At 59.7% G+C, this 20,221-nt stretch carries 14 protein-coding genes and 1 pseudogene; 5 read left to right on the forward strand and 10 right to left on the reverse strand.

The genetic code is table 11. From position 1 onward, the window contains the following. Window positions 1-468 precede the first annotated feature (468 nt). On the forward strand, window positions 469-1,404 hold the full coding sequence (gene panB / locus VFU66_RS02855) for a 3-methyl-2-oxobutanoate hydroxymethyltransferase (RefSeq protein WP_326444722.1): 936 nt from the start codon (window positions 469-471) through the stop codon (window positions 1,402-1,404). Between the two features lie 10 nt (window positions 1,405-1,414). Then, complete coding sequence (panC, locus tag VFU66_RS02860) at window positions 1,415-2,254, forward strand: pantoate--beta-alanine ligase (protein WP_326444723.1); 840 nt, start codon at window positions 1,415-1,417, stop codon at window positions 2,252-2,254. A gap of 176 nt (window positions 2,255-2,430) precedes the next feature. Here the strand turns inward: panC and VFU66_RS02865 are convergent, their stop codons facing one another. The 3 genes from VFU66_RS02865 to VFU66_RS02875 form a co-directional block, all read right to left on the reverse strand. Next, window positions 2,431-3,231 (reverse strand): alpha/beta fold hydrolase, encoded by an 801-nt coding sequence (locus VFU66_RS02865; protein WP_326444724.1) that lies wholly within the window; start codon window positions 3,229-3,231, stop codon window positions 2,431-2,433. Window positions 3,232-3,248: 17 nt separating this feature from the next. After that, a complete protein-coding gene (locus VFU66_RS02870; protein WP_326444725.1) occupies window positions 3,249-4,148 on the reverse strand; it encodes an NAD(P)-dependent oxidoreductase in 900 nt (299 codons plus the stop codon). 69 nt (window positions 4,149-4,217) lie between these two features. Next, on the reverse strand, window positions 4,218-4,673 hold the full coding sequence (locus tag VFU66_RS02875) for a 23S rRNA (pseudouridine(1915)-N(3))-methyltransferase RlmH (RefSeq protein ID WP_326444726.1): 456 nt from the start codon (window positions 4,671-4,673) through the stop codon (window positions 4,218-4,220). 252 nt (window positions 4,674-4,925) lie between these two features. On the opposite strand from VFU66_RS02875, the gene VFU66_RS02880 reads away from it, so the two are divergent. The 3 genes and pseudogenes from VFU66_RS02880 to VFU66_RS02890 form a co-directional block, all read left to right on the forward strand. Continuing rightward, window positions 4,926-8,231, forward strand: coding sequence for a TonB-dependent receptor (locus VFU66_RS02880; protein ID WP_326444727.1), 3,306 nt, complete (start codon window positions 4,926-4,928; stop codon window positions 8,229-8,231). 514 nt (window positions 8,232-8,745) lie between these two features. Further along, the gene (locus tag VFU66_RS02885) at window positions 8,746-10,623 is read left to right on the forward strand and encodes a TonB-dependent receptor (protein ID WP_326444728.1); all 1,878 of its coding nucleotides are present in this window, start codon (window positions 8,746-8,748) and stop codon (window positions 10,621-10,623) included. Further along, window positions 10,521-12,182, forward strand: a pseudogene (locus VFU66_RS02890) (outer membrane beta-barrel protein); the annotation flags it as partial. The gene VFU66_RS02885 and the pseudogene VFU66_RS02890, both read left to right, overlap by 103 nt. A gap of 149 nt (window positions 12,183-12,331) precedes the next feature. On the opposite strand, the gene rsfS reads toward VFU66_RS02890, so the two are convergent. The 7 genes from rsfS to VFU66_RS02925 all read right to left on the reverse strand — a co-directional run bounded on the left by rsfS (window position 12,332) and on the right by VFU66_RS02925 (window position 20,180). Further along, window positions 12,332-12,868: a ribosome silencing factor gene (rsfS, locus tag VFU66_RS02895; protein WP_326444729.1), complete on the reverse strand. Its 537-nt coding sequence runs from the start codon at window positions 12,866-12,868 to the stop codon at window positions 12,332-12,334. Between the two features lie 66 nt (window positions 12,869-12,934). Then, on the reverse strand, window positions 12,935-14,551 hold the full coding sequence (locus VFU66_RS02900) for a sulfatase-like hydrolase/transferase (RefSeq protein WP_326444730.1): 1,617 nt from the start codon (window positions 14,549-14,551) through the stop codon (window positions 12,935-12,937). Window positions 14,552-14,557: 6 nt separating this feature from the next. Then, a complete protein-coding gene (locus VFU66_RS02905; RefSeq protein ID WP_326444731.1) occupies window positions 14,558-15,934 on the reverse strand; it encodes a class I SAM-dependent methyltransferase in 1,377 nt (458 codons plus the stop codon). A gap of 22 nt (window positions 15,935-15,956) precedes the next feature. Further along, window positions 15,957-16,172 (reverse strand): hypothetical protein, encoded by a 216-nt coding sequence (locus VFU66_RS02910; protein ID WP_326444732.1) that lies wholly within the window; start codon window positions 16,170-16,172, stop codon window positions 15,957-15,959. 275 nt (window positions 16,173-16,447) lie between these two features. After that, window positions 16,448-17,449 carry a Gfo/Idh/MocA family protein gene (locus VFU66_RS02915; RefSeq protein ID WP_326444733.1) on the reverse strand — a complete coding sequence of 334 codons (1,002 nt, stop codon included), beginning with the start codon at window positions 17,447-17,449 and terminating at the stop codon, window positions 16,448-16,450. Between the two features lie 196 nt (window positions 17,450-17,645). After that, the gene (gene cfa, locus VFU66_RS02920) at window positions 17,646-18,761 is read right to left on the reverse strand and encodes a cyclopropane fatty acyl phospholipid synthase (protein ID WP_326444734.1); all 1,116 of its coding nucleotides are present in this window, start codon (window positions 18,759-18,761) and stop codon (window positions 17,646-17,648) included. Window positions 18,762-19,091: 330 nt separating this feature from the next. Beyond that, window positions 19,092-20,180, reverse strand: a complete 1,089-nt coding sequence (locus VFU66_RS02925) for a SurA N-terminal domain-containing protein (RefSeq protein ID WP_326444735.1) — start codon at window positions 20,178-20,180, stop codon at window positions 19,092-19,094. Window positions 20,181-20,221: the final 41 nt, after the last annotated feature.

Genomic DNA, 20,221 nt, shown 5'->3' on the forward strand with positions numbered 1-20,221 from the left:
TAAAGAGGGTGCTGAAAAAGTCATTGGCGAAGAGAAAGGCGTACCTCAGCGGCTAAAGCCGCGTTGATTTTGCAGCGTTAGCGGCACGGCTGAAGCCGTGCCCTTAAGCAAAACTGACTTTTTCAGCACCCTCTAAAGCCCCTTGAATTTGCTGGGATTTTCGCAGGCTGAAGCCCCGCGCTTCCACCGAAAAGCACAAGGCGCGCATTTCTCCGCAGCCTGTTTCAGCCCTTGATCTTCCCGGTTAATCCAGCCTGGATCTTTGGCCTGGGCTGGTATGTGTCGCGCCGCTGGCGCTTTCTCGTTTTGCGATTCTGCGGGAAGGCACGCATTTCCTACAGGGTTGCGGAGCGGGGTGGCGGCGCGTAGGCTTTAAGGTGCAGCCGGAGTTTTCCGGCTCAGGTGGCATCCGGCCAAAGCTGCCCGGTTGATGCGGACGGCGCGCGGTGGAGCTGCACTGGAGTTGGTATGAGTCTGACTACGTTCCGAACGGCGCCTGCCGGAGCGGCGGGTGAGGGTGTCGCGCGTGGGGAGCGCGGCGCGGAGCTTTCCTTAGAAAAAGTGACGGTGCCTTCGCTTGCGGAGAAGAAAGCGCGGCGGCAGCCGATTGTGTCGCTGACGGCGTATGACTATGCGAGCGCGCGGCTGCTGGACGAGGCGGGGCTCGACCTGGTTCTGGTGGGCGATTCGCTGGCCATGGTGATGCAGGGCCATGAGAATACGCTCTCCGTGACGATGGACGAGATGCTGGTGTATACGCGAGGCGTGCGGCGTGCAGTAAGGCGCGCGCTGGTGGTGGCCGACATGCCGTTCGGCAGCTATCAGGCGAGCGAGGCCGAGGGCGTGGCGAACGCGGTGAGGTTTGTGAAAGAGGCCGGGGCCGAGGCGGTGAAGCTGGAAGGCGGACGCGAGCGCGCGGGGCTGGTGCGGAGACTGGTCGGCGCGGAGATTCCTGTGCTGGGGCACATTGGACTGACTCCGCAGAGTGTGCATCGCATGGGCGGCTACAAGGTGCAGGGCAAGACGATGGCCGCGATGGAGGAGCTGCGTGCCGATGCGCTGGCTCTGGAAGAGGCTGGATGTTTTGCGATTGTGCTGGAAGGCGTGCCGCGCGAGCTGGCGCAGATGCTGACGGCTGAGTTGCAGATTCCGACGATAGGGATTGGCGCGGGGCCGGACTGCGATGGGCAGATTCTGGTGCTGCATGACATGCTCTCGATGACGTTTGGCGAGCCGGCGAAATTTGTGCGGCGTTATGCGGATGTGGCGGGCGTGATGCGCGCGGCGCTGGCGGAGTACAAGCGCGATGTCGAGGCGCGGGCGTTCCCTTCGGATGAGGAGAGCTATCATCTGCCGCGCGAGACGCGGAAGTCGCTTGAGGTTGTGGAAAAGGTTGCGGGTTAGACGGGCTGCGATGCGGATTGTGACAAGCGCACAGGAGATGCAGTGGGTGTGCCGCGAACTGCGAGGGGGCGGGGCCGTGCTGGGGCTGGTGCCGACGATGGGCGCGTTGCACGAAGGGCACCTTTCGCTGGTGCGACGGGCGCGCGGCGAGTGCAGCGTGGTGGCGGTTTCAATCTTCGTAAACCCGTTGCAGTTTGGCCCGCACGAGGACTTTGCTCAGTATCCACGCACGTTTAAGGAGGACTGCCGGGCACTGGAGCGCGAGGGCGTGGGAGTGGTCTTCGCGCCCGAGGCGGAGGAGATGTATCCGGCCGGCGCGGTGACGACGGTGTCGGTGGCGGAGGTGGGGGACCGGCTGGATGGGGCTTCGCGGCCTGGACATTTTGCCGGTGTGGCGACGGTGGTGGCGAAGCTGCTGCACATTGTGGGGCCAGCGCGGGCGTACTTTGGCCAAAAGGACGCCGCCCAGTTGGCCGTGCTGCGCCGGATGGTGCGTGACCTGAACTTCGATGTGAAGCTGGTGGGCTGTGCGATTGTCCGCGACGCAGACGGGCTGGCGCTGAGCAGCAGGAACCGGTATCTGAGCGCGGAGGAGCGTGCTCTGGCGCTGGCGATCAGGTGTTCGCTTGCGGTTGTGGAGAAGATGATTGACGAGGGAACGCGCGATGCGGACGTGCTGGTTTGCGCGGGCAGGCGGGTGCTCGACGCGGAAGGGCTGCGGGTGGATTATTTTGCAGCGGTGGATGCAGACACGCTGCTTCCGGTCCAGACGGTGACGCCGGGAACGCTGGTGGCTGTTGCGGCGTGGGTGGGTGCGACGCGGTTGATTGATAATTTTCTGGCGCGATAGCGTGTGGGCTCAAGTGGCTCGTTTGCCGGCTCAGGAAAGACGGCCCGGGCTCAAGCCGCTTGAATTCGCCGACGTTTTTGCGGGGCTGAAGCGTTTTCCCTGAGATGTAGTTCGGCGCGACTCAAAACGAGACGCGATTTCCTTCGGGAATGACGACAAAACAAGGCGTGGTCTATTCAACCGAGTGAGGCTAGGTATTGATGCAGCACGGCGTTGAAGTGTTCAGGCGCTTCGAGGTTGGGTAGGTGGCCGATGCCGTTGAAGACTTCAAGCTGCGCTGACGGGATGGCGGCCTGCATGCGTCGAGCCGTGTCGAGTGAGACGTACTTGTCTTCTGTTCCTACAGCGATGAGCGCCGGAACAGCAAGCGCGCGGAGCGTTGGGCTGTAATCCTTGCGTGTCGCGCGTCCGCGGAGCGCGGCGGCAGCTCCGGCGGGCGGGGCGTTGGCGATCATGGTGAACACTTTGATGGCGAGCGCGGGGTCGCGCTTGAGCGAGGCTGGGGCGAGCAGGCGAGGAAGCATCTCGCCACCGGGCACGACGGAGCCTTCGTTAAGGAAGCGGTCGGCGGCGGCGCGGCGGGCGGCCTGGACTTCGGCGGTGTCGGCCTCGGGGAAGGTTGCGGCAAGGATGAGGCCGCTGAGGCGCTGGGGGAACTGGTCCGCGAAGGCCATGGCTACCTGGCCGCCCATCGAGAGCCCTGCTACGACAGCGCGGTCGATGTAGAGATGGTCGAGCAGCGCGCTGACGTCTGTGGCCATCGTTGCGAGCGTGGTGGCTTCGACGGCGGGTACCTCGGATGCTCCGTAGCCGCGCAGGTCGAGTGTGACGACGCGGTACTTTGACGAGAGCGCGGCAACCTGCGGCTCCCACATGGACTGGTCGAAGGGATGTCCGTGCAGGAAGACCACGGCTGGGCCGCTGCCTGTGTCGCGGTAGGCGATGGAGACGCCGTTGAGCGAAGCTGTCTGCATCATGGTTTCTGTTCCCGAACTTATGCTTCCGGATGGAGCTTGATGCCTGCCATCTCTTCGAGCGCCTGCACGAGCGCGTGGTTGCCGAGGCCGCCTTTGCCCTGGCGCTGCAACTTGTTATAGAGCTGATGCACGAGACTGGTAGCCAGCATCGGCACGCCGAGTTCTTCAGCGGATTCGAGCACGAGGCGCAGGTCTTTCTGTTGCAGGTCGATGGTGAAGCCGGGTTTCCAATAGCCGTCGATGGCCTGAGTACCGCGCTGTGAGAGCATCCAGCTTCCGGCGGCTCCGGCCTCGACCGCGGCAACGGCCTTACGGAGGTCGAGGTTGGCGGCGCGGCCCAGCAGCAGCGCCTCGCCGACGGCCAGCATGTTGACGACGACCAGAACCTGATTCATCAGCTTGGTCATCTGTCCGGAGCCGGTGGGCCCGATGTGCGTGATGCGCGTTCCGATGGCTTCGAGGATGGGGCGCGCGCGGGCGAAGTCGCCCACCGAGCCGCCTGCCATGATGCTGAGCGTACCTTTGGCTGCTCCTTCGCTGCCGCCGGAGACGGGCGCATCGAGAAAGCCTACGTTTTGCTCGGTCAATTTTGCGCCGAAGCGTCGCGCAGCCGACGGGCTGATGGTGCTAAGGTCAACGACCAGCGCGCCCTGGCGAACGCCGGTGGCCACGCCTTCGTCACCGAACAGCACCTCTTCCACGTCCGGCGTGTCGCTGACGCAGATGAGCACAAATTCGCGACCTTCGGCTACGGCGCGGGGCGACTTTGCCACGGAAACTTTGATCTCTTTGCTCAGTTCGTAGGAGCGCTCGGTTGTCCGGTTCCATACCGCGACGGAGTGCCCCTTTTCGACGAGGTTTTTGACCATCCCCCGCCCCATGATGCCTAGCCCGATGAAGCCAATCTGTGAAGCCATTCTGTTCAATCCTCGCGGGTCTCTGTCTCGAAGTTACAACAACTGAGATGCGTCATCGTCCATGCCGACTCAGTGCCCGGAGTGGTAGGGGTGTCCGGCGAGGATGGTGAGGGCGCGGTAGAGCTGTTCGGCGGCAACGACGCGGGCGAGCTGGTGCGGCAGGGTGATACGGCCGAGGGAGAAGAGCAGGTTGGCGCGAACGAGCGCGGTGTTCGACCAGCCATCGGCGGGGCCGATGGCGAGTACCAGGCGCTGGGTGCCGGCGTCGCGGAGTGTGCCGACCTGCTGGGCGAACTCCTCGGAGCTGAGCTGGCGGCCGCGGCTGTCGAGCAGGATGGCATACGCCGGTGCGCGGCCGGCGCGGCGGTCGAGGGATTCGAGCAGGGCGGCTTCGGTGTCGAAGATTTGCGAGTTGCAGGGGAGATAGTGGCCGGCGCGTTCGATGTAGTCGGCCAGCAGACGGTCTGATGCCTCGGATTTGGTCCGGGAGCGGCGAGGCACGATGGCGGCGAAGGTAATCTTCATGGTCTGCCGGGAGGGATCTCAAAAGCTATTTTGCCAGCGCCTAAACCATTTGATACGCTGAAGTTACTGGCTAGTGGGTCTAAAATTGATCAACTTTCTCATTACTGGCTGGAACCAAGACTGCTTGTTCCCCGTATGCGATTATGTTCCGCAAACGAAGTTCTGCGTCGAGATAGCTTGTCTGGCAATCAAAAGACAATGTACTGTGTTGCTTCTTGTATTTTTGGAGCCTTCGGGCTCGGGAGGTAGTGTATGCGAGTAAAAGATTTAGGGATAGCAATATTATCCGTCGTTGCCTTGGTTGCAGTTGGATTTTCTCAAAGCAGCAAGGGAATCCTGGCCGGGGTTGTTCGTGATCAGACGGGCGCAGTGGTGGCTGGCGCACAGGTGACAGTGACGAACCAGCAGACGCAGGTAAGCCGCACCGTGGATACAAGCGGAAACGGTGCATACCGTATTGAGGGTATTGATCCCGGGCCATATACGATCCATGTGTCGGAGGCAGGTTTCGCTCCGGTCGATTCCAAGAATCTGCTGGTAACGGCTTCGCAGGTCACGTCGTTCGATCCCACGCTGACGGTTGGTAGCAACTCTGCGACAGTCGAGGTGGATGCCATCTCCAATACGATCAACACTGAAAACGGTCATCTGGGCGGCACGGTTAGCGAAGTGGCGCTGGCAAAGATACCGAACTTCTCGCTTAGTCCAGTGGCCCTGGCTGCGATTGTGCCTGGAGTCTCACCGGTCAATCAGATGCTCGGCCTGGGTGGGTCGGGCGGCAACGGGCAACAGATTCAGGTGAACGGCGCACGTCCTCGCTCGAACAACTTCATGCTCGATGGCCAGGACATTAACGATATCGGCATTGGTGGCCAGGCATTTCAACCTGCGCTGGTCGATGCATTTCAGCAGGTGACGGTGCTGACCAATAGCACCTCGGCGGAATTTGGACGCACTGGCGGCGCAGTGGTGAACAGTATCACCAAGACCGGCACAAACCAGTTTCACGGCACGGTGTGGGACCTCTATCAGGGCTCTGGCCTGAACTCGCAGGATGGACAGTCGCGCCAGAACGCTGGCACACCCAAAGCTCGGTTCGACGAACATAGCTTTGGAGCGTTGGTTGGCGGTCCAATCATCCGGGACAAGCTCTTCGCCTTTGGTGGAACGCAATTCCAACGGTTTTACGGAAACTCCCAGGCTTCTCCTATATTTTTGCCAGATCAGGCGAGCTACAACCTGATCAAAGCTATCGGAGGGCCGCAGGCAACATTGCTGGAGCAGTACCTGGGCAACGGCACTTATCTGAACACCTTTTCGCCAAGTGTGAGCGGCCAATCGTACAACATCAGTCCGCGCCCGGGTTGCCCGTCCGGTTGCACGATCGACACCGTTGCGTGGCTGCGTCCGCCTGTGCCACAGCAGGAACCCGATACGCAGTGGATCGTGCGTGTCGATTACACTCCGACTTCGAAGGACACTTTTACTTATCGCTACTTGCACGACAACCAGTCCTTCACCCCTGATCTTTCGACCAATACGTCTGGTCTTCCTGAGTTCGACAACACGCAGGGTGGGCCTTCGGAGCTGGCACAGGGCGGCTGGACACACGTGTTTTCGCCGAATGTGATCAACGAGCTTCGCGCAGGCGAGACGCGCATCCGGTTTGAGTTCGCGCCACTGCCTGCCACGGTCAATGGTCCGCTGGGCAACGCCCCCAATCTGAATTTTAGTGATAACAATGGCCTTGGAGATCTTGGCATCGATCAGAACCTTCCGCAGGGCCGCGCCGAGGATCTTTATCAGTTGCAGGACACGGTTGGCTGGACGATCGGGCGTCAGTCGCTGCGCATCGGCGTGGACCTGGGGCGGCAGATTGAGAAGGACATCGTCTCGCAAAATCACTTCGGCAATCTGACCTACTCGAAGTCGGGGACTCCTACGACTCCCGCTCTTTCCAAGCTGGACAACTTCTTCAACGATCGGATTGGAGGCTCAGGTAGCGCAAGCAAGAGCTTTGGGCCGACCCGCATTGACCCTCATGCCTACAAGGTTGCCGCCTTTGTTCAGGACGACATCAAGCTGAGGCCCGACTTCACGCTGAATGTGGGGCTGCGCTATGACTACACCTCTCCCATCGAAAACTCGCTGCCGTATCCGGCCCTCGACACCTCTAATCCGTTCCTGCCGATTACGGCTGTGATTAAGGTGCAGCCGGACAGGAACAACCTCGGTCCCCGTGTGGGCTTCTCGTATGCTCCTTCGGGCAACCACTGGCTGGAGAACACCTCAATCCGTGGCGGCTTTGGCGTCTTCTATGATGTAGATTTTTCGAACATCGCCATCAATGGGGCGCAGTCGGCGCCGAATTCGCCGACAGGGACGATCGTTTCGACGACCAAGAACCCGGTGGATGCTCCTGCTTCGACGTTGCTTGCCTCGATTACTCCGAACCTGACCCCCTTCAATAGCGTGTTGAGCGTCAGCAGTCATCTTGTCAACCCGCTGACTTATCAATACAACTTCGGTATCGAGCGAACCCTGCCTGCTGCGATGAAGCTGGGAATCAACTACGTGGGGGTCCGTTCACTGAAGCTCTACGCCAACCAGCAGTACAACTACTTCGACGCCAACACGGGTCTGCGGCTGAACCCGAACCGCGGCGCGGTGAATGCTCGTATCAATGACGGCGTTTCCAACTACAACGGTGTTCAGGTCGAGGTCTCCCGTCAGTTCCACCATGGGCTGTATCTGGAGAGCAACTACGTCTATAGCAAGCTGCTGGACGACAGCTCGGAGGTCTTCGCACTGTTTACCAGTCAGACGTCGTATGGCGCTCAGCTTGCCCCGGGTAAGCGGGGACAGGAGTGGGGCAACTCAGCGTTTGACCACCGACACTTCTTCTCGATCGCGTATGTCTACTCACCCGTAGGCTTCCGGTCAGGCAATGCGCTTACGAATGGCCTGCTCAGCGCATTTACCCGCAACTTTACCTTCTCTGGCTTGACTCAGTTGCAGTCAGGGTCCTATTCGAGCTTCCAGATCAACGGCCTGGACACGAATGGAGACGGCAACCCGGTCAACGACCGTCCGCTCATCGGCAACCCGCGCGCGCCGCTCGATACGGCTGGCATCGATGGAGCCTACGTGGGAGGAACGCCGGGGTCGTACTACGACATGGCAATCGCCAATACCCAGACCGACTCAAGTGGCAACCCCATCCTTAAACCGGTGGACGTGAACTCTGTTCACTTCCTGATTCCCCTTGGCGGTGCGGAGATTACACCACGTGAGCTGCGCCGGAACTCCTTCTCCAACCCCGGAACGACCACGTGGAACTTCGCGGTGGAGAAAGACGTTCCGGTTTCAAGATGGACCCATCTGGAAAACAGCGCGCTCCAGTTCCGGGTGGAGGCACAGAACGTCTTCAATCACAACGATGTGGGTGTTCTGGGAACGGATCTGCTTACCATCGGTACACCAGCGTATATGAATACGTCGGCGGCGCGTGATACGCGAAACCGCGCGCTTCACCTTTGGGCGAAGTTCGCGTTCTAAGCTGCCGGCTTCGAACTTCCATCGAAAAGACCCGCCATATTCGGCGGGTCTTTTTGTCTTGGAGGGCCGTTGTTGGGCGGCGTGTGTGCCATCGGGGGCAAAGGGCGGGGTTACTTGGGTGGTCTGTCCTCTCATTTTTGGAAGAAGCGGCCATTTGGAACATTCCATATTCAGTGAATATGGGTTCAGTGGTGGGCGGCTGATCCATTTTTTCATATTTTCCATGCAATGTGGAATTTTTTTGGAATAGTTAAGGCCTGAATAATCATTCATTTGTAGATTTTTTGTGATGAGTGTGTCGTGTGTGTGATTTTTGGCGTCGGAATTGCGTAATCGACACCCTGGGTAAGCGCATACGTTTGTGCAATGGACGTTCGCACGATTTCCTGGTAGAGCATCGGCGTCAAGAAGGACATTGGCAGGCGGCTTCCCGAACGAATGGTGTTCAATGGAGAGGTTTTTGAGCATGAAAAGATTATTTGGGCTTCTGGTAGTGATATTCGCTCTAGTGACAATGAGCTATGGGCAAACGACAAGCGGCAATCTGGTGGGAACAGTCAAGGACACAACGGGGGCAGTGATTCCGAACGCGACCGTGATCGCAGTCAACGAAGACACGGGCGCCACCTACACGGCGAAGACAAGCGCTACTGGCGACGTAAGCATCCCCAATCTTCCGCCGGGCAACTACGATGTCACAGCTTCCGCCGGCGGGTTTACCAACTACACGCTGAAGGCGTTTCGTATCGACATCAACAAATCATCGACGCTGAATATTGTGATGACAGTCTCGACGACGCAGACAGTTGAGGTCTCGTCCATCGCTGCTGTAGCCCTGGACACAACCTCAACCAACCTGACCCAGGTCTTCCAGACTAAAGAGCTTCAGAATCTGCCGAGTGCGACAGTTGGATTGGGCGTATTGAACGTCTCGCTGTTGAGTCCGGGTGTAGCGACTGCCGGCGGCATCGGTATTGGAACAGGTCCATCCGTTGGAGGCCAGCGCCCCCGCAATAATAACTTCACCATTGATGGCATCGACAATAACGACAAAGGCGTGACTGGCCCTCTCGTTTATGTGCCCAACGACGCTGTCGGCGAGTTCTCGATCATCACCAACCAGTTTTCTCCCGAGTTCGGACACTCTTCCGGCGGCCAGTTCAATACCAACATCATCAGCGGCACAAACACGTTTCATGGCGCGGTCTATGAGTATTTTCAGAACCGCAACCTCAATGCAGAAAATGTTCCTGCCGGCCAGCATCAGGCCAATCCGCGGTTCGATTTCAACCGCTACGGCGGCCAGCTTGGCGGGCCGATCTTCAAGGACAAGCTCTTCTTCTTTGCCAACTTCGAGCGGCAGACCACGGGCCAAAGCTCGTCCTATTACATTTGCACGCCGACTGCCAAAGGCATCACGGACCTCAAGGCTGTACCCGGTCTGAATGCCAACAACCTTGCGCAGTATGTGAAATATACCCCTGTCTCTCCCAGCCAGGTGACTGACGCGAACGACGTTGCCTGTTTCAACCAGAAATCCGGACCGCAGACGGCCGCTGTCTTCGAGGACACGACGAAGAGCCCCGGTCCCTATGCTGACAATGCACTCGGACAAGTGTACGGCTCGGGCACTCGGCACGATATTGCCCTCGGCAACTATCTGGTCTCCGCACCGGCGTATATCAATTTCAACGCCCTGACTACGAACGTCGATTTCAATATCTCGCCGTCCGACAGCCTTCGGGTTAGTTACCTGCACAATACCAACTCACAACAGGACACCGCCGCTCAGGTTCCTATCTTTTATCAACCATTGCCGTTGAAATATCATCTGGGGGCTCTCAGCGAATTTCATACGTTTACGCCGAACCTGACCAACGAGGTCCGTCTAGGCTTCACTCGCTTTACGCAAGTTTATTCGGCCGGAAACTACTCATATCCTGGGCTGGATTCGTTCCCCAACGTGTACGTCTACGATCAGAACTTTCTTGACTATGGTCCCGACGACAATGCTCCGCAGTCAACTGTCCAGAACCTCTACCAGTTCGTGGACAACATCAGTTGGACAAAAGGCAAGCACCTGTTCAAGGTCGGCTTCGACGGACGTAAGTACATTGCTCCGCAGACCTTCACGCAGCGTGTTCGCGGAGACTATGAGTATAACTACCTCACCGAATTTCTCCACGACCTTGCCCCCACGGCCTTTGGTGATGTTCGACAGGCAACTTCGTCTACTATGGCGACCAGACGGCGCTCTATGGATATTTCAACGATACGTGGCGCTTTCTTCCGAAGGTCACGATCAACTACGGCGTCCGGTATGAATTCACCTCGGTTCCTGTCGGCGAGCGGGCCCAGGCCCTCAATAGCGCCGCCAGCGTTCCCGGCCTGATCTCATTCCACGCGCCGCAGCCGCAGTACAAGAACTTCGACCCTCGCGTCGGAATCGACTGGGCGCCGGACGATAAGACCTCGGTCCGCCTTGGATTTAGCGTGGCGCAGGATGTTCTCTTCGACAACCTTGGCCTGCTCTCGTTCCCGCCGCAGTACTCGTCGACCAACGACGTGGGAGGAGCGGGGAATGCGTCTCCAGGAGACCCCAACTTCCTGGCTAAGGGTGGCTTACCGGCAGGAACCGGGACGCTTGCGGTCTTCTGCACGGATGGAACAGGGCCTGGCACAGGCGTACCTTGCGTGCAGGATTTAGCCAAGCAACGCAAGGCCACCTCGGCCTACATGCCGAACCAGATCGTCCCTTATGCAGAGACGTGGTCGCTCGGCGTCCAGCGCGTCTTCGCCGCGAATTACACTGCGGAAATCCGCTATGTCGGAACCCGCGGCATCCATCTTCCCACCCAGATTCAGCTCAACGTACAGCCGCGAGTCAACGCGCAAAATCAGCTGTTCACCTCGTTCGATTCCACCGGGATTGTGATCGACTCCGCCAGCAATACCGCATCGACGAGCACCGCTGCAAACGTCAACACTTTAGCCAATATCGAGGCTCTCTCGAACATCCTCCCGCAGTATGCCAGCCAACATTTCACCAGCAAGATCACTTCGTACCAGCCTTACTCCGGTTCCAACTACAACGGCCTTCAGGCCAACCTGACGCGGCGCTTCCAGCATGGGTTCCTGCTCAATGCCTCCTATACCTGGAGCAAGACCATGGATGATGCGACCGCCGAGGTTTTCTCCACGGTCCTTACGCCGCGTCGTCCACAGAACTCGCAGGACCTCAGCGCGGACTATTCCCGCTCTGCGCTGGATCGCACCCATCGCCTGACCGTCGCGGCTGTTTATGACCTGCCGTACTTCAAGCACTCCAACTGGTTTGAAAAGAACCTGATCGGCAACTGGGAGATCTCGCCGATCTATACCTATGAATCGCCTGAGTACGCTACGGCACTCTCCGGAGTGAACTCAAATATGAATGGCGACTCCGGGGGAATTGATCGTCCGATCGTCAATCCAAATGGAAAGAAGGGGATCGGCAGCGCAGCCATTCCGGTCTACAGTACGAACCCGACTCTGGTCGCATCGTGCCAGACAGATCCGCCCACGGTCCCAGCGCCCACCCAGTGCGATGGCAACCTTGTTGGCTATGTAGCGGCCAATCCGAGTGCCTACTACGTCCAGGCGGGCGTCGGTACATTGCCCAACGTCACCCGCAATACTCTGCCGATTCGTCCGATCGACGATATCGACGTATCGGCGGCGAAGCGGGTCAACTTCACTGAGAAGGTTGCAGTCGAGTTCCAGGTGCAGGCCTTCAACGTGCTGAATCATCCGCAGTACACCGCAGGTAAGATCAGCACGATCGACCAGACCTCGACACAAGGGCTGTCTACTCAGTTCCAGTCCGTAAGCAATCCCGCCTACAACCATCCTGAGTTGCTTTTCACTCCCAACGCTCGCAACCTGCAACTCGCGGCCAAGTTCACCTTCTGAACCGGGCTGAACGAAGACGGCCCACCAGTGATCCTGGTGGGCCGTCTTATTTCTGGCAGAGAAGAGGAAAACAGGCTTCCCGCAGCATGGAAGCATGACGACTGAGTGAAGTCCGCAAGAAGGGTGGCGTGGCGGATCTTCGACACGATTTATTTTGCGCGTGTCTTTGTCTTCGCCTGCTTTTTAGGGGTCGCTTTCTTTGCGCCGGAGGCTCTTACAGCGGCCTTTCGGGTTGCTTTTTTTGCAGGTGCTTTTTTCTTTGCTGGCGCGGTCTTTTTGGGGGCCTTGGCGCGGGCGGCGGTGATGCGGGCCTTCAACTCGGCGTTGAGGTCGTCGATGCTGAGCGTGGTTGCGGTTTTACGGAGGCGTTCGAGGCCGTAGAAGGCGCGCTTTTCGGCGGAGAAGACGTGGACGATGAAGTCTACGTAGTCGAGCAGGATCCACTCGGCCTGGCGTCGGCCTTCGACTGAGTTGGGATAGACGCCAAACTCGCGCTTGAGGCGTAGCTCGATCTCGTCGGAGATGGCGATGTTCTGCCGGTCATTGGTGCCGTTGCAGATGAGGAAGTAGTCGGTGAGGCCGCTCTCGGCCGGGTCGAGCGCGAGGATGCGGATGTCTTCGGCTTTCTTGTCTTCGCAGGCCTGGGCTGCGGCGAGCAGTAGCTGGTTGCTTTCGATAGAGGCCATGGAACTCCTTGAATTCCATGGTAACGGCTTAGGGCTGCCGATTCCAGCGTTTGGGGAGATCCGGCGTCAGTTTGCCGAGGCGATGGCCGGCTGTGCGGCGGGCGCATTCCACATAGCCGCCCAGGCGGAGAGATCGCCGGGGGATTCGATGCGACGGTCCATCAGCGCGTCGAGCAGAGCGCGGGTGTGGATGGCGGCATAGGGGAGGTCGATGCGCTCCGGCTGGTGTTGATGCGGAAGCTTCACGATGTAGACGGGGCGGCTGTCGAACCGGCCGCCGTCGCTGGCGCGCTGCTCCTCCGGGGTCCACGAAGGCATGGGCTTCCAGAGGAAACTGGTTCTCCACGAATGGTCTCCCATGACGACGATGATGGAGGAGTCCCATGTACCGTTCTGTTCGAGCAGGGAGCGGACGTGTGCCAGGTAGCGGTCGGCCAGGGCGAGGTTGTCGATGTAGGTGGACTGGGTTGTGGTCAGGTCTCCTGTTGCGCGGTCGTAGATGCCGCCGGGATGCGGTATGGGCATGTGGAGAAAGACGAAGCTAGCGGAACGGTCCTGGAGAAGGCGGTCGGCATCGGAGTTGAGCGCAGTGTAGTCGAGGATGTGGAGGCTGGAAGCCTGAGCGTTGTGCGTGGGGACTCCTCTCAGTTGATCGACGAGAGAGAGTGCGGATGCAAGCGCATGGCGGAGTGGATTGAGGGTGTTTTCCACCAGGGAGTGGGCTGGAGAGATTCCGCCCAAAGATGGGAAGTTGAATGACCAGAAACACTGGTCGAGCACCTGCGGCAGGATGCGACAGTAGGGGTTGTACCAGCCGGCGATTGCGGTGCTGTAGCCGTTGTTCAGAGCGTCCTCGAAGACGGTCTGGCGTGGGTCGAACGGTGTCCACTGCCGGGTATCGGGGTTGTGGAGCGCAAGGTGGCGTCCGTCGATCGATGCCTTGATGCTGTCTACCGGTTCCGACGTCAGCAGGGAGGGGATGACGTTTTCGGTCATTTTGCCGGCGGGGATTGTGTGGGTGAAGAGTGTGGACTGAGCGGCGAGATGGTCGAAGGCAGGCAGCTCCAGCCCCGGGAAGCGCCGTTCGTAGACTTGCCGGTAGGAGAGCTCATCGAACAGGACCCAGATGATGCGGGTGTGCTCTCCGGTGGACTGGGCGGGTGAACGGAGTGCCATCTTCGTGTTGAGGTCACGGGCTTTCCAGCCCAGCCAGAGAATCTGGCCAACGACAAGTATGGCGACCACGGAAACGAAGCCAAGCGCTGTGGAAAGCAGGCGTCGTGTGCGTTCAAAGGCCGGGACGAATCGCGGCTTCCAACTCGTCAGGACGAACAGTAGGATTGCGAGCCCTGCTCCGCAAAGCAGAGCGTTGGTCCATAGCGGCAGACGCTGGCCGGTCAAGATGGTCCAGTTTCTGCAAAAGACCCAGGGAATCGGCACGGCCAGTGCGGTCCATATTGCCGCACCCAGCCTGTTTGGCCGCTGCGCCAGAAGCAAAAGGAGAGTCAGTACGATCCAGAGCAGCGAGAAATCAAGCAACATCGGCAAAATGAGGCCGGAGGAGGAACCTGCCCAGTGGTAGAGAATATCGTGACGGGCAGAGATAAGCTGCCCCGTGATTCCAAGTAGATAAATCTCCGTGAGCCCGAGCGCTGTCGTGACCGGATGCGTGAGCAGTCTCATCGGCGCTTATGCCCTTGAGAAGTGGAACAGGAGGCGGCCGTTCGCCAGAGTCCGTTCAGAGCAGAGAGTAAAGTGGGCGGAGAAAGCGCGGCGGAAGGCGGATTCGTCCAGATGCGCATAGATGGCATCGCGTCCGCGCAGCAGCTCCTGAAACTTGGGGTCCGATGGCGGTACCCACTCGATGATGAGGTGGTTGGTCGTGAGCTGGGCGCAGAGAGCGGCAATGCGGTCCAGCGGAATCTGACTGCGTAGCAGGAGATGGTGGATAACGGCCAGCATCAGGACTGCGTCGAAGCGGCCGGAGCAGCGATCGAGAAAGGACGAGTATTCGCGGTTCTCCCAGCCTACGGCTGGGGTTGGCTGGGCGAGGTCGAGGCACAGCGGAAGCACGTTTTTCCCGGATCCTCTGAGTTTGCTCGCGAGGCGATCGACGGCCTGGAGGTCGGTGTCCACCGAGACCACCTCGGCGCCGGTCTCGGCGGTGAGCAGGGAGTAGACCCCTGTGTTGCAGCCGATGTCGAGCAGGCGTGACGGTCTGACCGCGTCGAGCGTCTCGCGTACAAAGGCGCGCTTGCCCGCGTGGTCGTCATCGCTGTAGTGGTTCGCCGTCTCCGTGTAGTCGGACCATGTGGAAGACCGCTGGTGCGGCGTCGCCCGGCGCATTTGCGTGAGCAGGCCCTTCAGGGTCTTGAGCAGAATATGCCTTGCCACTTCGGGATCTTTGACGGTACGCGATGCGAGGGTGCTGGAGCCGGCCTTTTTGTTGCCTGCAAGCAGCGAAGGCAGTGTGACTGCCGAAAATGCGGGACGGCCAAGGCGTGAGCGCCACGGCATGGCGGCGTACAGTTCTTCCGGCTCGTAGCCGTCGCGGCGCGTCAGGGTCGTCTGCAAGGGCCAGCCCAGTCTGGAATGGGCCAGGAGGGGAAGCAGAAAGGTGCGAACGAACTGTCCGTAGGGAAGCCAGATGGACTGGTGAGGATCGATGCGCTCGATCGAGAGCGTATCGACGAAGATGGGCGCGGTTCCCTGGAAGAGGATGTTGAGCGGCGTGGCGTCTTTGAGTACCCAGCCCTGCTTCACCAAATCAACGCATAGGTCGATGGTCAACTCCGCCGCAGCGAGCCAGAGTGAAGGGGACCACTCCCATGGATACGACTGAAACCAGATGCGAGGATGACGGAGCACAAGCGGCTGCGCATCGGAGGCAGGCGTGACGGCTGCGCTGGCCACGAGCCTGCCTTCGGCAACAAGCCGGGCTGCCAGCGGCAGGGCCAGAAAGTCGAGAATCTCCCGGTCGTAGGGCGGGCGAACCGTGCGATACACGGCGTCAGGCCTGACCTCGACACTTCCTGCCGGATCGCGGAAGGTGGGGAGTGAGGACAAAGGTGTTTCCGTCATCGAATGGTTACTCTGCGGATTTATTGGCTGACGTCCTGGTGAAGAGCGCCTTGATGCGCCGGCGCAGGTAGAAGAGAGCGCCGGTGACGATTGCGCTCAGGGTCTGAAACATCAAAAGGCTGGAGCCGGGGTCCACATAGGCGTAGGCCGAACGCTCGAGTGTGAAGCTGAGCGCGATGAAGAGGGCAGCGGTTACGGCAAAATACTTCAGTTTGTGAGACATGAGATTCCTTCGGGCGTCTTGGGAGGCGGACGTGCGCCACCTTGTGAGTTCCAACACCAGGCCTCGTCGATAGTTTCGCGCCCATGTCGTGGATGTAGACGCTTCGCTATTGACGAAAGACGCACCTGGCGACCGGTGAGCAGTTCATGCTGTTGTTACTATCGGTCGTCTTATTTGAAGATGCAGCTTATTTTTCTCTCATAATCGGCCGTGCATCCCGGAACGGGAATGGGCTCGATGACGCCAAGGATGGGCATCCGAACGTAGGTGAGGGTTCAAAGAGAGATGGGTTCGCGTGCGCCTGTGCGCCAGCTTTTGTAGGCTGCGTCGAGGGCCAGCATATTCAAGACGCCGTCTTCGCCGGAGGCGCGGAAGGTCTCCTGTCCGCGAAGGGCGAGGGCGAAGCTGTCGAGCATACGGACGTAGCCATCGCCGTTATCGACGGTCTTTGTCTCGACGACTTCGCCTGCGCGGCGGAGGACGATCTCGATGGGGCGATCGACGGTGAGGCCGTTTTCGGCAACGAGTACGCCTTCGGAGCCGACGATCTCAACCAGCGTGCGGTAGGGTGAGCGTGCGCTGACGGTGACGTTGGCGAAGATATTGCCGGTCATCTCCAACTGAAGCGAGGCGATGGATTCAACCTGCGCAGCGTCGTCGTCCTTTGTGGCAGCGGTCGAGACGGAACGCACCTCTTCGCCGAGCACATAGCGCAGGGCGTCGATGCAGTGGACACCGACATCGGCGATGGGGCCCCCAGTGGCCAGAGTGGGGTCGGCGATCCAGCGGCGCGGAGCCTGATGGGCCGGATAGCAGTATTGGGCGTGGGCAAGCTGTGGCCGGCCGATGCGTCCTGCGGTGATCTGCTGGCGTATCCAGTCGAGGCTGTGGTTGTAGCGGAAGTTCTGGCCGCAGCCGTAGAGGATGCCGGCAGCCTTTGCGGCGTCGGCCATCTGACGCGCTTCGGCGGCGTTCATGGCCAGAGGTTTTTCACAGAGCACCGCTTTTTTGTGCCGGACGGCCAGCAGCAGGTCGTCTTTGTGCATGGCGTCAGGCGAGGTGATGAAGATGACATCGACTTCGGGAGAGGCGCAGAGCTCTTCGCGCGAGGCGAAGCAGTGCGGGATGTGGAACTCGGCGCAGTTTTTGTTTGCGGCGGCCTGGTCGCGCCGCCACATGCCGGTTAACACCGTGTGCTCGGAGCGGCGAAAGGCAGGCAGCAGGCGACGCACGGCGTGATGGCCGAAGCCGAGAATGGCGAAGCGGACGCGGGACATGTGTGCCTCGGGATCAGAGTATATGGAATAGGGTATAGGAACAGTTGGATGTTCCCCACCTTAGCGACGATAAAGCCGTCGCGAAGATGGGGCACCCGGCGTCTGTGGTGGGTTGAGGGAACAGCAGATCCCGCTGCGCTACGGAATGGAAATGGGAGGGGGGCGCAACTGAGAACTGGCAACTGAGAACGGACCACTATCGCACGGTCTGGTAGCCGCCGGGGACGCCGTGTTTCGAGAGGGCGATCTGCCAGAGCTGGGCTTCGCGGGCGCGGAGTGTTCCGGCGCAGGAGAGCAGATAGTACTTCCACATGCGATAGAAGGTCGATCCGTACTTCTGGGCAATGTCCGGCCAGTGGCGGTTGAAGTTGTCGAACCAGGCCATGAGCGTGTTGTCGTAGTAGGCGCCGAAGTTGTGCCAGTCTTCCATGACGAAGCGGCCTTCAAACGCGCGTCCTATCTGGGCAATGGAGGGGAGCATGCCATTGGGAAAGATGTATTTGTGAATCCAGGGGTTGGTGTGGCTGGCCGAGGTATTGCGTCCGAGTGAGTGGAGCAGGAAGATGCCGTCGTCCTTCAGGCAACGCTCGGCCACCTTCATAAATGCGCGGTAATTTTTGTAGCCGACGTGTTCGAACATGCCGATGGAGACGATGTGGTCGAAGGAGCCGTGGACGTCGCGGTAGTCCTGGAGGCGGAACTCGACGGGCAAGCCCGCACAGTGCTCGCGTGCCCAGGCCATCTGCTCGGCCGAGACGGTGATGCCGGTGACGGTTACGCCGTAGTTCTCTGCGGCAAATCGGGCGAAGCTGCCCCAGCCGCAGCCGATGTCGAGCACGCGCTGGCCGGCGCGGAGGCCGAGCTTGCGGCAAACAAGGTCGAGCTTGGCTTCCTGTGCCTGGTCGAGCGTGGTGGCGTGGAGCCAGTAGCCGCAGGAGTAGGTCATGCGGCGGTCAAGCATGCGCTCGAAGAGATCGTTGCCGAGGTTGTAGTGCTGCTCGCCTACCTTGAAGGCGCGGCGTTTTGACCCGAGATTGCCGATGAGCGCATGGAGCGCGAGGACGACATTGGCTGGAGTGATGCGGATGCGGCTGGCGAGATGATGCGCGGTGAGGTGCCCGGCGAGTTCGTCGAGCCGTTCTGTGTCCCACCAGCCGGCCATATAAGACTCGCCGAAGGCCATTACGCCACCGTGCAGCACGGCGGGGAAGAATCGCTCGTCATGGATATGGATGTCCCAGGGGCGGCGTCCGTTGATCCATACGTCGGCCTCGGCAAAGAGCTTCTCGATCAGTGAGCGCCCTCGATCCATGCGAACCACTATAAACCCTTATAAGCGGCTGAAAGGAGGGAGGTTGCAATTTTTTTTGCAGTGGAGCAGGCAACTCCACGGGTTCAAGACGGAAACGGATTCTTCTGCCGAGTCCCGACGAAAAATGCGAATTCTGGCAACGGAGAGCGATAGTCGATCACTGAGAACCTGCGGTTCGTGCGATCTCCGTGTGGTTGTAGCTCTTCCTGTGGGGGCAGATTTTGTGTAGCCACAGGGAAATGCGGGGATTCTTCCCATTCGACTTCGCTCAGGGCAGGCTGCTCCGCTCAGAATGGCGGATCAAAAATCGGAGACTTAATCAGAGGTTCCCTAGTGCGCGTCGTTCTTGAAGATCTGTTCGGCGAAGAAGTTCTGTACTTTGGCCTGATCGCGGAGCATCTCGAAGTACGCGCCTTTGAGAAGTTGCGAGCGGCCTTCCTGAAGCTGCTGGCGAATGGCCTGCTGGACGCGCGGGTCGCTCAGCTCGCGTTGTCCTGCGGGCTCTCGCGAGAGCAGTTTGTAGATGGCGTAGCCGACGGTCTTCTTCGATTGCGGCTCGACCATGGGGATGATGTCGGTGATATCGCCGGCCTTGAGCTTCGAGATAGCTGCATAGACGCTGGCGTCGGTGCGCAGGCGCGACTCGGGTACAAAGCCAATGTCGCCGCCGTTGGGGGCGGTGTCGGGCTGCTCGGAGTAGTTCATGGCGAGAACGCCGAAGTCGGCTCCACTGTCCAACTGGTTTTTGAGCGCCTGTATCTTCTTCTTCGCTTCGGCGTCGTTGGTGGCTTTGCTGTTCTGTAGGTTGCCGGGCTGCGAAGGCACGTTCGTCACCTGAATCTGCGCCAGGTGGTACTGCGTCTCGATGAAGTTGAACTCGGCCTTGTGCTGGTTGTAGTAGTTGGCCACGTCGGCGTCGGTGACGGTGATCTTGGAGTTGATCTCTTTATTGAGGAGTTTATTGATGGTGAGCGTGCGGCGCAGGTTGTGCTTCAGGTCGTCGAGCGTGGTGTGGTTGGCCTTCAGGCGCTCGTCGAACTGGGCGTCCGTGTAAGGAGCCTTCATCTCCTTGAGCTTGTCGTCCACCTCCTGGTCGGTGGCGGTGAGGTTCATCTTGGCGGCACGCTGCTCGACGATTTCTTCGTTGATGAGCGACTGGAGTACGTTGAGGCGTAGCGAGTCGGCCTGGTCGGGCGAAGGGGTCTGCTGCTGGGCCTCGCCAAGCTGCGCTTCATAGGCCTTGTCCAGATCGCTGCGCATGATGGCGTGGCCGTTGACGGTGGCGACGACGTCTGCGTTGTGGCTGCGTTTGCAGCCGCCCACGAGGGCTAGCGCGGAAAGTGCAAGAAGCCCGACGGCAAGAGATGTCCGCGAGCGCGCAGCGGAGCTGTGATCGGTATCAGTCAACAAAGTCGGCACGTGCTATCTCTCCTCGATGGGGCTAGTGCAATCTATTTTGC

This window comes from Edaphobacter sp. (genome assembly GCF_035763405.1).
Taxonomy (GTDB): Bacteria; Acidobacteriota; Terriglobia; order Terriglobales; family Acidobacteriaceae; genus Edaphobacter.